Origin of the sequence: Citricoccus sp. GCM10030269, from assembly GCF_042665635.1 — a bacterium.
Taxonomy (GTDB): Bacteria; Actinomycetota; Actinomycetes; order Actinomycetales; family Micrococcaceae; genus Citricoccus.
Genome location: NZ_JBHTCV010000005.1, coordinates 397,059 through 411,078, shown reverse-complemented (window position 1 = coordinate 411,078; position 14,020 = coordinate 397,059). Strand labels below are relative to the sequence as shown.

Below are 14,020 nucleotides of genomic sequence, written 5' to 3'. Positions count from 1 at the left end.
CGGAGCCCCTACTACATGACCATTACTTCCACCGCCCCGCAGGTCGCCGTCAATGACATTGGCACCTCTGACGACTTCCTTGCCGCCATTGACGCCACGATCAAGTACTTCAATGACGGCGACCTGGTCGAAGGCACCGTCGTCAAAGTCGATCGTGACGAAGTGTTGCTCGACATCGGTTACAAGACCGAAGGCGTTATCCCGTCCCGGGAACTTTCCATCAAGCATGACGTGGACCCGGACGAAGTCGTCGCCGTGGGCGACAACGTGGAGGCCCTTGTCCTCACCAAGGAGGACAAGGAAGGCCGCCTGATCCTGTCCAAGAAGCGCGCGCAGTACGAGCGTGCCTGGGGTTCGATCGAGAAGATCAAGGAAGAGGACGGGGTCGTCACCGGCACCGTCATCGAGGTCGTCAAGGGCGGCCTCATCGTGGACATCGGACTGCGCGGCTTCCTGCCGGCCTCGTTGGTCGAGATGCGCCGCGTCCGCGACTTGGCCCCGTACATCGGCCAGGAGCTGGAAGCCAAGATCATCGAGCTGGACAAGAACCGCAACAACGTGGTGCTGTCCCGCCGTGCCTGGCTCGAGCAGACCCAGTCCGAGGTCCGCTCGAACTTCCTGCACAAGCTGGAGAAGGGTCAGGTTCGCACCGGCACCGTCTCCTCCATCGTCAATTTCGGTGCCTTCGTGGACCTCGGCGGCGTCGACGGCCTGGTGCACGTCTCCGAGCTGTCCTGGAAGCACATCGACCACCCGTCCGAGGTCGTCGAGGTCGGTCAGGAAGTCACTGTGGAGGTGCTCGAGGTGGACATGGACCGTGAGCGCGTCTCGCTGTCCCTGAAGGCCACCCAGGAAGACCCGTGGCAGCTCTTCGCCCGCACCCACGCTCTGGGCCAGGTCGTTCCGGGCAAGGTCACCAAGCTGGTTCCGTTCGGCGCCTTCGTCCGCGTCGAAGACGGCATCGAGGGTCTGGTGCACATCTCCGAGCTGGCCTCCCGCCACATCGACACCGCCGAGCAGGTCGTGTCCGTCGGCGACGAGCTGTTCGTCAAGGTCATCGACATCGACCTGGAGCGTCGCCGCATCTCGCTGTCCCTCAAGCAGGCCAACGAGGGCGTCGATCCGGAGGGCACCGAGTTCGACCCGGCGCTGTACGGCATGGCCGCCGAGTACGACGAAGAGGGCAACTACAAGTACCCCGAGGGCTTCGACCCGGAGACCAACGAGTGGCTCGAGGGCTTCGAGGCCCAGCGCGCCGCCTGGGAGCAGCAGTACGCCGATGCTCAGGCTCGCTGGGAGGCCCACAAGGAGCAGGTGGCCCGCCACCTGACCGAGGACTCGGAGGAGACCGCCGAGGTCGAGTCCGGCGCCGCCTCGTACTCCTCGGACGATCAGGAAGTCGTCGACCAGGGCACCCTGGCCTCCGACGAGGCCCTGGCCGCCCTGCGCGAGAAGCTCACCGGCAACTGATCGACTGATCAGCTGATACAGAGAAGGCCCCGCACCGTTGGTGCGGGGCTTTTTCGTGTTCGGGACGTCGTCTCCGGCTAACGGCGAGTGCTGACGGTGACCGTGAACGTCCGGTTGCGGGCGATCTGGCGCGTGGGACCCACCCGTCGTTCAAGGTCGGCGCGGTACTGCAGATGCGAGTTCCAGACACACCACAGTTCTCCGCCCGGTCTCAGAGTCCGTGCCGACTCGGCGACCAACCGCAGAGCGAGCCCGGTGTCCACCGTATTGCCGGCATGGAACGGCGGGTTGAGGATCAGGAGATCCTCGCTGGCTTCCGGAAAGGTGGCCAGGGCATCATCACGGCGCACCTCCACCCGGTCCTGCACCCCGTTGAGTTGGCTGGTCAGCGTGGTGGATGCGCAGGCGTCCGCCGACTGATCGGTGGCGACGACGGTCAGGTCCCGGCCGGCGCGCTGTGCCCGCAGGGCCAGGTACACGGCGATGGACCCGTTCCCACAGCCGACATCCACGGCACGCCCCACGGAGTGCTGTGAACTCTCTGCCACCGCGCCGAGGTGTTGCAGAAGCAGCTCCGTTCCGGGGTCCAGGTTCGTCCCTCCGAAGGTGGCGCCAAAGGAGGCCAGGGTGACCGGACCGACGTCGGGAAGGTGGCGTTCGGCTGTGCGGGGGAAGGGGGCCGGCCGGCCCCTCCGCGGCCCGCGCGCGGTGAGGACGCGTGACTTGGACCGACCTCGACCCGGCACCACCGAATCGAAGTAGCGCGCGAGCACGGCATTCTGCCGTGGGGTCATGTGCTTGTCGCGACCGGCAGCCAGAAACACCACGTCCTCGTGAGCGTGCTCGGCGACCAGCTGACTCCACTGCTCCAGCGCGTCCAGTGAGCGGGGGAGTGTCAGCAGGACCGTCCGCGCTCCCGAGAGCAATGACGCGTCCAGGGGGCCACGGTGCAAGTGGTCCGGGTGTAGCTTCGGGTCGTGAGCGTCCTGAAGGTGAGCGAGATTTGCTTGTAGGGAGCGCTCGTGGGCCACGCCGTCCTGACCGACCCGCACCCGGTGACCGGCCTGGAGCAGCGGCAGCGTGATGGCGCCATGACGGTCTTCGAGGACGACGACCGGATCCGCAGCGTGGCCGGCCGACCACCAGGCCTGTGCGGTGTCGAGCAGGAGCAGATCGGCGGCGTCATGGGCCTGAAGACTGGAGTCGTCCGGAGAGGGCCACCGGGACAGCGCCCGGAAATGGAAATCTTCCGTCAACGCGGTCCGCACCACGGGTGGCGTCCGACCCAGCGGCGGGTAAGCCCCGGGATCGACGGCGGGGAAGTCGGACTGCTCGGGCATGCCGTCCAGTCTATGGGCCAGTACTGTGCGGTAAGTTGACCCCGATGCTCCAGTCAACCGGTGACCAGCATGATGGCCTGATCACCGAACCAGCCCGGTGACACGGGCCCGAACAACAGCGAGGACGAGCGATGCTGACCCGACTGCACAACCGACTCGGTCTGCGGACCGGACCGCACATCTTCTTCATCTCGGCCCTGATCATCGTGCTCTTCACCGTGGCGATGGCGATCTTTCCGGCCCAGGTTCAGGGTGCCTTCGGCGCGGTGTCCACCTTCCTGCGGTATGACGTCGGCTGGTTCTACACCCTCGGAACCACTCTGTTGGTCGTGCTGGCCGTCGGTCTCGCCCTGAGCCGCTATGGGCGGGTGAAACTGGGCGACGACGACGCCGAACCCGAGTATTCGGGCGTGGCCTGGTTCGGGATGCTCTTCGCCGCCGGCATCGGAGCGGTCCTGATGTTCTGGGGCGTGGCCGAGCCGATGAACCACTATGCGAATCCGCCGTTCTTCGGCACGGAGAGTGCCTCCGACCTCGCTGCGAGCCAGGCCCTGGCGATCTCCAACTTCCACTTCGGCATCCACATGTGGGCGCTGCTCGTGGTCCCCGGCCTGTGCTTCGGGTACTTCACCTACAAACGCAAGCTCCCGCCGCGGGTCTCCTCGGCGCTTCAGCCGCTCCTCGGGGACGCCATCCACGGGCCGTGGGGCAAGGCCGTCGACATCATCTCCATCATCTCCACGGTGTTCGGTCTGGGTGTCTCAGTCGGCCTCGGAGCCATGCAGATCAACAGTGGGATGAACTATGTGCTGGGCGTGCCGATCGGGGGCTGGATCCAGGCGGCCATCGTCGCCGTGATCACCGCCGTCGCCCTGGCCTCTGCCTTGGCGGGGCTCGACAAGGGCGTCAAGCGGTTGTCCTACGTCAACATCATCCTGGCCATCGCCTTGATGGTCTACGTGCTGATGTGGGGCGCGACGATGGACACCGTCCGGGTGATCGTCGAGTCGGCGGGCCAGTATCTGAGCAATCTGCCGACGCTGGCCTTCTTCAACGACTCCTTCGGCGGCGGCCAGTGGTCCGGCGACTGGACGGTGTTCTACTGGGCCTGGACCGTCACCTGGTCTCCCTTCGTGGGATTGTTCATCGCCCGGATCTCCCGTGGGCGCAGTATTCGTGCCTTCGTCACCGCCTGCCTCGGACTGCCCGCCGGATTCGTGATGATCTGGTTCGGCATCTACGGCATGACCGCCTTCCGGATCGACCGCGCACCGGAGACTCAGGGGTCGATGACGGAGACGATCGTGACGAACGGGAACGTGGATGCAGCGCTGTTCCAGTTGCTCCAGTCCTTCCCCCTGTATCTCGTCACGGCGGTGGTGGCCCTGATCGTCATCATCCTGTTCTTCGTAACGTCACTGGACTCCGGCGCGTTGGTGCTGGACTCGCTCGCCTCCGGGCACGAGGACCAGGGGCCGCAGCGGCAGCGGGTTTTCTGGGCCCTGGCCATCGGCGCCGTGTGCGCGGTCATTCTGGTGACGTCGGGTGAGAACGGGCTCGATGCCCTGCAGTCGGTCATCATCGTGATCGGCGCGCCGGTCATGCTGCTGGTGCTGTTCCAGGGGTGGCTGCTGTTACGGGCCTTGCGGGAGGACGCCGGGGCCATCAAGCCGATCCGGACGCGGCAGTGGAAGCAGGTGCTGCCGATGGAGGAGTACCACCGGCGGGCCCACGAGGACGAGCACGACCTCGACGAATACGTGATCCGGCCGGAGTTCGAGGTCGGAACGGAACCCGAGTACGAGACACACCAGCCCAACACGTGGCATCAGCAGCATGCGGACGCTGAAGCAGAAACTGAGGCTGGCGTAGACGCAGACGCAGACGCAGACGGTGAGACCAGTGAGCGAACGTCCGGATAGTCCCGCGGGCGACGGCGGCGCGAACGGCGAACCAGCCGGGTCGGGGGAGATTCGCCCGCGGCTTCACCTGGGCCTGACCGGCGGCATCGCGTCGGGGAAGTCCACGGTGGCCGACGAACTGGCCAGGCTGGGCGCCGTCGTCGTGGATTCGGACGTGCTGGCCAGGGCCGTGGTGGCACCCGGCACCGAGGGGCTGGAGCGGGTGCGTGAGGCCTTCGGGCCCGAGGTCATCGCCGACGACGGCACGATGGATCGGGCCGTCGTCGCTCAACGGGTGTTCGCGGATCCCGCGGCGCGGCAGACGCTGAACGGCATCATCCATCCGCTGGTGCGCAGCGAAGGCCGACGCCTCGTCACGGAGGCCGGCGCGGACGCCGTCGTGGTGCAGGACGTGCCGCTGCTGGTCGAGACCGGTCAGGGCGAGTCCTTCGATCTCGTGGTGGTGGTCGAGTCTGACGCCGAGGAGCGTGTGGCCCGGATGGTCCGCGATCGAGGGATGAGCGAGAAGGATGCCCGGGCACGCATGGCCGCGCAGGCCACCGATGAGCAACGGCGTGCGGTCGCGGACGTGGTGATCGTCAACGACGCCGGCCTCGAGGATCTGCGCAGAGCCACCCGCCGTGTGTGGGACGAATACGTGGCTCCCGCTCTGGCCGACGGGTCGGTCCGCCAACGGTGAACCGCCTCCCCGCGGTGACTCGAACAGTTGTACGGTAGAGAGCATGAGTCTGGCGCAGAAGATCAATCGGCAGGTCGCCCCGTTCGAGGTCGTGTCCGACTATCAACCGTCGGGCGACCAGCCGAAGGCGATCGCCGAACTCGCCGACCGTGTTCAGGCGGGGGAGAAGGACGTCGTCCTGCTGGGCGCCACCGGCACCGGTAAGTCGGCCACCACCGCCTGGCTCGTGGAGAAGGTCCAGCGGCCGACGCTAATCATGGTCCAGAACAAGACGCTCGCGGCGCAGCTGGCCAACGAGTTCCGCGAACTGCTGCCGAACAACGCGGTCGAGTATTTCGTCTCCTACTACGACTACTACCAGCCGGAGGCCTACGTCCCCCAGTCGGACACCTTCATCGAGAAGGACTCCTCGATCAATGAGGAGGTGGAGCGGCTGCGGCACTCGGCCACCAACGCGCTGTTGACGAGGCGGGATGTGGTGGTGGTCGCCACCGTGTCCTGCATCTACGGCCTGGGCACCCCGGAGGAATACATCGAGCAGATGGTCACCCTCCGTCGCGGTCAAGAGCTCGACCGAGACGAGCTGCTGCGCCAGTTCGTGGCCATGCAATACGTGCGCAACGACCAGGATTTTCACCGCGGGACCTTTCGCGTGCGCGGAGACACGGTCGAGATCATCCCGATGTACGAGGAACTGGCCATTCGGATCGAGTTCTTCGGGGACGAGATCGAGTCCATCCAGACCTTGCACCCCCTGACCGGTCACGTGGTCCGCGAGGAGACGGAGATGTACATCTTCCCCGCCTCTCACTACGTCGCGGGTGAGGAGCGGATGCACCGGGCCATCACCTCGATCGAGGACGAACTGCGGGACCGGCTGCAGGAGTTCGAGTCCCAGAACAAGCTTCTCGAGGCGCAGCGTCTGCGGATGCGGACCACCTATGACCTCGAGATGATGCAGGAGATGGGCTACTGCAACGGCATCGAGAACTACTCTCGGCACATCGACGGCCGCGAGTCGGGCTCGGCTCCGCACTGCCTGCTGGATTACTTCCCGGATGACTTCCTGTTGGTGGTGGATGAGTCCCACGTGACCATCCCGCAGATCGGTGCCATGTACGAAGGGGACATGTCCCGGAAGCGCACCCTGGTGGAGCACGGGTTCCGGCTGCCCTCAGCCATGGACAACCGCCCGCTGAAGTGGGACGAATTCCTCGAGCGCATCGGCCAGACCGTCTATCTCTCGGCCACTCCCGGCAAATATGAGCTGGGGCAGGCGGACGGCGTCGTCGAGCAGATCATCCGCCCCACCGGCCTGGTGGACCCCGAACTGGTGGTCAAGCCGACCAAGGGCCAGATCGACGACCTGCTCGAGGAGATTCGGGTCCGCTCCGAGCGCGACGAACGAGTTCTGGTCACCACGTTGACCAAGCGCATGGCAGAGGACCTCACCGAGTACCTGCTGGAACACGGGATCAAGGTCGAGTACCTGCACTCCGATGTGGACACCCTGCGCCGTGTTGAGCTCTTGCGGGAGCTGCGTCGGGGCACCTTCGACGTGCTGGTCGGTATCAACCTGCTCCGCGAAGGGCTCGATCTGCCCGAGGTGTCCTTGGTGTCGATTCTTGACGCCGACAAGGAAGGCTTCCTCCGCTCCTCGACCTCACTCATCCAGACCATCGGCCGGGCCGCTCGCAACGTGGACGGCCAAGTGCACATGTACGCCGACCGGATCACGGATTCCATGCGGTTCGCGATCGATGAGACCAATCGACGGCGTGAGGTTCAGCAGGCGTACAACCAGGAGCACGGCATCGATCCGACGCCGCTGCGCAAGAAGATCGCCGACATCACCGACCAGCTCGCTCGCGAGGACGCCGACACGGCTGACTTCCTCGCCGGGATGGGCGGGATCAAGTCCGGATTCGAGTACGGCAAGGGCAAGCGCGGCTACACCGCCACGATCTCGGACGAACAGCGCGCCGCGGCGGCGCATGCCGCGGCGGAGGGGTCCGAGGGTGCAGACGGTGCTCCGGAGTTCGCGAAGTTGCCGGCCAAGGACCTGTCCGACCTCATCGACCAGATGAGCGCACAGATGCATCAGGCCGCGGTCGACCTGCAGTTCGAGCTGGCGGCCCGCATCCGAGACGAGGTGGCCGAGCTGAAGAAGGAACTGCGGCAGATGCAGCAGGCCGGACACGCCTGAGGGTAGACTGGTCCACGCGTAGGGGAGTATCCCGAACACTGCGGACGTCAGCACGCAGGAATCTGCCACGGCAGTTCCCGCCGGACGCAGCGGCCTGTTGCGGGACCGAGTCCATTCCGGACGGGTCATTCACGGCAGGCGGAGAGACTTGCGGCTCATACCCAACCCACGGAAAGTGACCGCATGGAAATCAACGCCTTGACGTGGACGATCACCCTGGCCGTGATCGTCGCACTGTTGCTGTTCGACTACTTCTTCCACGTCCGCAAGGCCCACACGCCGACGATCAAGGAAGCGGCCATCTGGTCGGCCGTCTATGTCGGCTTCGCCCTGGTCTTCGGTTTGGTGTTCTTCGTTTTCGGGGACACCCGGCACGCGATCGAGTATTACTCGGGCTACCTCACCGAGAAGGCCTTGAGCGTGGACAACCTGTTTGTCTTCCTCGTGATCATGGCCTCCTTCAAGGTGCCCCGTGATTACCAGCAGAAGGTCCTGCTGTTCGGCATCACCTTCGCGCTGATCTCGCGCACCGCCTTCATTCTGCTCGGGGCCGCCATCATCGAGCTGTGGTCGGACGTCTTCTACCTCTTCGGCATCTTCCTGCTGCTGATCGCCGGTCAGCAGCTCAGGGGCGAGATGACCGGGTCGGAAGAGAACAAGGACGAAGCGGACAATGTGATGGTCCGTCTCGCGAAGAGAGTCCTCCCGGCGTCGGATCAGTACGATCGGGACCGGCTCTTCACCCGGGTCAACGGCAAGCGTCTGATGACGCCGATGCTGCTGGTCATGGTGGCGATCGGCGCCACGGACATCCTCTTCGCCTTCGACTCCATTCCGGCGATCTTCGGCCTGACACAGGATCCGTACATCGTCTTCACCGCCACCGCGTTCTCCCTGATGGGCCTGCGGCAGCTGTTCTTCCTCATCGACGGCCTGCTGGACCGCCTGGTGTATCTGGCCTATGGCCTCGCAGCCGTCCTCGGCTTTATCGGTGTCAAGCTGGTCCTGCATGCGCTGCACGAGAACAATCTGCCCTTCGTCAACGGTGGCGAGAACGTGCCGGTCGCCGAGATCGATACGGGAGTCTCCCTGCTGGTGATTGTCGCCATCCTGATCGTGACGGTGGTGGCGTCCCTGGCCAGCCCCAAGGGCCGTGCCCTGGTGGCGTTGCAGAACGCGGAGAAGTACTCCCACCGCTACACCAAGCTCGACCCCAACGCCCCGGCGGAGGACCGCCGCAAGGCCGAAGAACTCATGGACACGTGGACCCACCGCGCCGAAGAGGTCCCTCCGCGACTGCGGGAGGGCCTGATCGAGCACAAGGAGCGCTACTCGGAGATCATCCGAACCGCCCACGAAACCCGGTTGGCCTCGGCCCAGTCCGAGGGCCGAGACGTGCCGACGATCTCCCACACGATCGTCAACAACCAGGGTCCGACGCTTTAAACCCTGTCAGACCGCCCATCCGGGTTCCGGTGGCCCCACGGAGACCACCAGGATCACCGGATGGGCGGCCTCGTCCGAGGCGTCCAGATCGACGACGGCATTGATGCCCCAATCGAGATGTCCCTCGGGATCGACCAGCACTTGCCGGACCGTCCACCAGCGGGAACCGGTGACGCCTTCTGGCGCGCCGCCGTCGGGCCCGGTGCCTGATGAGCTGTTCGGCGAGGAGGTCGGTGAGGTGTCCACGCGGAAGTACTGGGGTCCGCGCGCGGCCGGTCCGTCGTCGATGTCGTCGTAGTCGCCGAAGTAGCCGTCGAGGGCGTCGGCCCAGTCGTCGGCGGTGAAGCGGTCCCCGGCTTCCTGACCCATCTCGGCCAGCGCGCGCTCCTGCTCGTCGCCGAACAGTCGGACGCGACGGAACATGGCGTTGCGGACCATGACGGTGAAGACCGGGCGGTTGGCGGTGAGCCGTGGTGGCTCGGGCGGTGCCAGCTGTTCGTGGTCCTTCTTCAGTTCTTCGATATCTCCCGCGAGCAGGTCCTCCCACTCCTCCAGCAACGAGGAGTCCGTCTGCTTGACGATCTCATCCAGCCAGGCCATCAGGACATCCAGTTCATCGTCTCGGTTGTCCTGGGGAATGGTCTGCTTCAGCGCCTTCACCGCATCGGTCAGGTAGCGCAGCAGCACGCCCTCGGAGCGGGACAGTCCGTAGAAGTTGACGTAGTCCCCGAAGCCCATGGCGCGTTCGTACATGTCCCGCACCACGGATTTCGGGCTCAGCTCGAAATCGTTGAGCCAGGGTGCGGACGTCCGGTAGAGCTCGAACTGCTGCTCGAGCAACTCGGCGAGCGGCTGCGGGTGAGTGACCTCATCGAGGGCGTTCATCCGGTCCGTGTAGTCCATGCCCTCGGCCTTCATCGCGGCCATGGCCTCGGTGCGGGCTTTCTTCACCTGTGCGGACAGGACCTGCCGTGGCGGCTCCAGGGTCGCCTCGACGATGGAGACCATGTCCAGGGCGTAGCTGGGATCGGCCGGATCCAGGAGCTCGAAGGCCGCCAGGGCAAACGGCGAGAGCGGCTGATTGAGCGCGAAGTTGGCTTGTAAGTCCACCGTGAGATCGACCGTGCGGCCTTCGGCGTCAGGTTCGGGCAGGCGTTCCACCACGCCGGTGGCCAGCAGTTCGCGGAAGATTCCCAGCGCACGGCGCATCAGAGCCGCCTGCCGGGCGGGGGACTCATGGCTGTTGCGCAGCATCCGGCGCACGGCGATCACGGGGTCGCCAGGTCGATCCAGGATGTTGAGCAGCATGGAGTGGCTGATCCGTAGACGGCTGGTCATCACCTCGGGTTGAGCGGACACCAGCCTCTCGAAGGTGGCCTTTCCCCAGGAGACGAAACCCTTCGGCGGAGTCTTCTTGGGGGACGATTTCGTGGACTGCTTCATCCGCTTGCTGCGTTCGGCCTCGTCTTTGATGTTCGCGAACTTGGCGGCGGCCTTCTGCTGCGCCTTGGCGTTCTCGATCACGTGTTCCGGCGCCTGCACCACGACGAGCCCCGAGGTGTCGTACCCCGCCCGGCCGGCGCGTCCGGCGATCTGATGGAACTCGCGCGCGTGCAGGATCCGGGTTCGTTCACCGTCGTACTTGCTCAAGGCGGTGATGAGCACCGTGCGAATCGGGACGTTGATGCCCACGCCAAGGGTGTCCGTGCCACAGATGACCTTGAGCAGCCCCTCCTGAGCGAGCCGCTCGACGAGGCGCCGGTACTTCGGCAGCATGCCGGCGTGATGGACCCCGATCCCGGAGCGGATCAATCGGTTGAGGGTCTTGCCGAATCCGGAGGAGAAGGAGAAGCCGGCGATCCGCTCGGCAATGGCGTCCTTCTCCGCGCGGCTGGCCACCGCTACGGAGGAGAGCGCCTGGGCGCGCTCGACGGCATCCAACTGTGAGAAATGCACCACGTAGACCGGGGCCTGCCGGGTCTCCACCAGCTCGGCCACCTTGTCCTGGACCGATTCCTCCGACCATTCAAAGTTCAGCGGAATGGGGCGCTCCGCGTGGGCCACCGTGGTGGTCGTCCGGCCGGTGCGCGCGGTGAGATCCTCCTCGAAGCGCGTGGTGTCTCCCAGGGTGGCGCTCATCAGCAGGAACTGGGCCTGGGGCAACTCCAACAGGGGGACCTGCCACGCCCAACCGCGCTGAGGGTCGGCGTAGAAGTGGAACTCGTCCATGACCACCGGACCCACGTCCAGGCCGGCGCCCTCGCGCAGGGCCTGGTTGGCCAGGATCTCGGCCGTGCAGCAGATGATCGGCGCATCACCGTTGATCGACGAGTCGCCCGTGACCATGCCGACGTGATCCGCCCCGAAGATGTCCACCAGGGCGAAGAACTTCTCCGAGACCAGGGCCTTGATGGGCGCCGTGTAGTAGGTCCGCTGATTCGTCGCGAGCGCGTGGAAATGCGCCGCGATGGCGACCATCGACTTCCCCGAGCCGGTCGGCGTCGAGAGAATGACGTTGTTTCCCTCGACGAGTTCCATGACCGCCTCGTCCTGAGCGGGGTACAGGGTGAGGCCCCTGGACTGGACCCATTCGACGAACGCCTCGTAGACGCCCTCGGGCGACAAGGCGGGCTTGTTGGAGGGCGAGTCGGCAGAAGCCAGGCCGGGAATCAGGTCGGAGAGCAACATTACGACCAGCTTACGTGGCCCACCGGACGGGCTAGCGTGAGGGTATGCAGGACTTCACCTGGGATCCCCAGCAGTACACCGTGTATGCCGATCGGCGCGCCCGACCGTTCCACGACCTCACGGCCCGCGTCCGTGCCACCGATCCGAAGCTGGTCGTCGATCTCGGCTGCGGTCCAGGGAACATGACGAGAACCCTGGCCGAGCGGTGGCCCGGGGCCCGGGTGAGGGGATTGGACTCCTCAGCGGACATGGTGGCGACGGCTCAGCAGTCGGCCGCGGGCAGTGGAGCGCCGTCGAATCTGGAGTTCGCCCAGGTGGACGCCCAGCGCTGGAGCCCCGAGCCCGAGGTGGATGTGCTCGTCTCCAACGCCATGCTGCAGTGGATCCCGGACCATCGTCGGCTGGTGGCCGACTGGCTGGAGGCCCTTCGACCCGGTGCGTGGTTCGCCGTCCAGGTCCCGGGCAACTTCGCGGCCCCGTCCCACGCGACGATCGCCGAGCTGTCCCGGCGGCCCGAGTACGCCCACGTGCTTGAAGGAGTGACCGACCGGGAGTCGGTCTATACGACCGACGAGTATCTGGAGACGCTCGTGACGGCCGGCTTCGAACCGGACGTGTGGGAAACCACCTACAGCCAGACGCTCTCCGGGGAGAACCCGGTCTATGACTGGGTGCGAGGGGCCGCCTTGCGACCGTCCTTGCAACGCCTCGAAGCCGCCGACCGGCGCGATGGGACAAACCTGCTGGATCAGTATGTGGAGGAATACCGCCGAATCATGCGCGAGGCGTATCCACGGTTCTCGACCCCGGACGGAGTGTTCCTGACGGACTATCCGTTCCGCCGGATCTTCGTGGTCGGCGTGAAGAAGGGGCTGGCTCCGAGCATCTGAACCTCTGCGGTTCTGGACCTTCTCTGGATCTCTACCAGCCGCGCTGGCGCCACTCCTCCAGGTGCGGCCGCTCGGTGCCGAGCGTGGTGCCCTCGCCGTGGCCCGGATGAACGATCATGTCGTCCGGGTACTGCTCGAAGATCCGCTCCACGACGTCGGTGAACAAGGAGTCGAACCGCTCCGGATCCTGCTGCGTGTTGCCGACTCCGCCGGGGAACAGGCTGTCACCGGAGAAGCACAGCGGCGGACCGTCCTCGGGTTCGTACACCAGCGCCACGGATCCCGGAGTATGCCCCCGGAGCCCGACGACGGCCAGGGAGATCCCGTCGAAGGTCGCCGTGTCCCCATGGTTCAGCAGGACCTTGGCGGCGACCCCGGTCTCCTGCTCGATGGCGTCCGCATCAGCGGCTCCCGCCGCCGTGGGCGCACTGGTGGACTCCATGACGTCGGCGAGGGCGCGGATGTGGTCCCAGTGCTGGTGGGTGGTGATGATCACCGCCAACTTGAGTTCGCAGGGGGTGTCTTCCTTCGCCGACTCCAGCAGCTCCGCCACGGCGGGGGCGTCGTCGGCGGCATCGATCAGCACCTGGGTCCCGGACGTCTTCGACGTGATGACGTAGACGTTGTTCGCCATTTCTGACACCGATCGGTGGCGAACGGTCACCCGGGGCAAGTTGTGCAGCAACCGGATGGGGGAGGTGGAAGAAGGCATGGGCCATAGTCTAGGGACGTAGACCAGCAGTGGGGCAAGCGGGATGATGAACAGGGCCATCGGATCATGACCCTGGGATCACGTGCTCTCGTCGACCTCCTTCGGTAAGGTGGCCGGAGACGGGAATCAACGGGATGACGTGCGAAACGGGGACGCATGGGAGCACGGGACCAGCCCGCTACGACCAAGACCACAGGCTCCACTGCAGCGAAGACAGCGAAGACAGCCGCGAAGACGACAACGGCGAAAGCGGCGGTGCCTGACTGGCTGGCGAAGCATCTGGCCATCAACGGGAGCAGTACGGTGCCGCCCTATGAACAGGTGCGAACCGGGTTGCTGGATCTGATCCACCGCAATCGCCTGCCTGTCGGCACCAAGCTGCCCACGGTCCGGGCGCTGGCGGTGGCCCTGGGGGTCTCGGCGAACACCGTGGCGCGGGCGTACAAGGAACTGGAGCAGGCCGCCGTCGTGAAGGCCCGCCCCCGGTTGGGGACCGTGGTGGCCCAGAGCAATGACACCGCGGGCGCGCAGCTCGCGGCCGCTGCAGCGGCCTATGCGGAGGTGGCCTGCACGCTGGGTTTCGGCCGGCGCGAGGCGACCCGGCAGCTCGAGGCGGTCTTTCCGACATCGTCCTGATGGGGGCCAGCGATGGGGGCCAGCGAGCGGC

At 65.8% G+C, this 14,020-nt stretch carries 10 protein-coding genes; 7 read left to right on the top strand and 3 right to left on the bottom strand.

Translation table 11 applies throughout. The features are described 5' to 3' along the window. The first annotated feature begins 15 nt into the window (after positions 1-15). On the top strand, positions 16-1,470 hold the full coding sequence (gene rpsA / locus ACFQQD_RS09015; protein ID WP_378088471.1) for a 30S ribosomal protein S1: 1,455 nt from the start codon (positions 16-18) through the stop codon (positions 1,468-1,470). Between the two features lie 77 nt (positions 1,471-1,547). Here the strand turns inward: rpsA and ACFQQD_RS09010 are convergent, their stop codons facing one another. Beyond that, positions 1,548-2,810, bottom strand: a complete 1,263-nt coding sequence (locus tag ACFQQD_RS09010) for a class I SAM-dependent methyltransferase (RefSeq protein WP_378088469.1) — start codon at positions 2,808-2,810, stop codon at positions 1,548-1,550. 131 nt (positions 2,811-2,941) lie between these two features. Here ACFQQD_RS09010 and ACFQQD_RS09005 point away from each other — a divergent pair, with 131 nt between their 5' ends. The 4 genes from ACFQQD_RS09005 (at position 2,942) to ACFQQD_RS08990 (ending at position 9,063) form a co-directional block, all read left to right on the top strand. Then, positions 2,942-4,732, top strand: coding sequence for a BCCT family transporter (locus tag ACFQQD_RS09005; protein WP_378088467.1), 1,791 nt, complete (start codon positions 2,942-2,944; stop codon positions 4,730-4,732). Next, positions 4,713-5,411, top strand: coding sequence for a dephospho-CoA kinase (gene coaE / locus ACFQQD_RS09000; protein ID WP_378088465.1), 699 nt, complete (start codon positions 4,713-4,715; stop codon positions 5,409-5,411). Before ACFQQD_RS09005 ends, coaE begins: the two co-directional genes overlap by 20 nt. Before the next feature lie 43 nt (positions 5,412-5,454). Beyond that, positions 5,455-7,617: an excinuclease ABC subunit UvrB gene (gene uvrB / locus ACFQQD_RS08995; RefSeq protein WP_378088463.1), complete on the top strand. Its 2,163-nt coding sequence runs from the start codon at positions 5,455-5,457 to the stop codon at positions 7,615-7,617. Between the two features lie 183 nt (positions 7,618-7,800). Further along, the gene (locus ACFQQD_RS08990; RefSeq protein ID WP_378088461.1) at positions 7,801-9,063 is read left to right on the top strand and encodes a TerC family protein; all 1,263 of its coding nucleotides are present in this window, start codon (positions 7,801-7,803) and stop codon (positions 9,061-9,063) included. Between the two features lie 6 nt (positions 9,064-9,069). On the opposite strand, the gene ACFQQD_RS08985 is transcribed toward ACFQQD_RS08990, so the two are convergent. Beyond that, positions 9,070-11,751 (bottom strand): DEAD/DEAH box helicase, encoded by a 2,682-nt coding sequence (locus ACFQQD_RS08985; RefSeq protein WP_378088459.1) that lies wholly within the window; start codon positions 11,749-11,751, stop codon positions 9,070-9,072. 44 nt (positions 11,752-11,795) lie between these two features. Between ACFQQD_RS08985 and ACFQQD_RS08980 the strand changes: the two genes are divergently transcribed. Beyond that, a complete protein-coding gene (locus tag ACFQQD_RS08980; RefSeq protein WP_378088457.1) occupies positions 11,796-12,641 on the top strand; it encodes a methyltransferase domain-containing protein in 846 nt (281 codons plus the stop codon). A 31-nt stretch (positions 12,642-12,672) separates the two neighbouring features. Here ACFQQD_RS08980 and ACFQQD_RS08975 read toward each other — a convergent pair whose 3' ends face one another. After that, positions 12,673-13,353 (bottom strand): MBL fold metallo-hydrolase, encoded by a 681-nt coding sequence (locus ACFQQD_RS08975; RefSeq protein WP_378088455.1) that lies wholly within the window; start codon positions 13,351-13,353, stop codon positions 12,673-12,675. 255 nt (positions 13,354-13,608) lie between these two features. Here ACFQQD_RS08975 and ACFQQD_RS08970 point away from each other — a divergent pair, with 255 nt between their 5' ends. After that, positions 13,609-13,989, top strand: coding sequence for a GntR family transcriptional regulator (locus tag ACFQQD_RS08970; protein WP_378088453.1), 381 nt, complete (start codon positions 13,609-13,611; stop codon positions 13,987-13,989). Positions 13,990-14,020 lie beyond the last annotated feature (31 nt).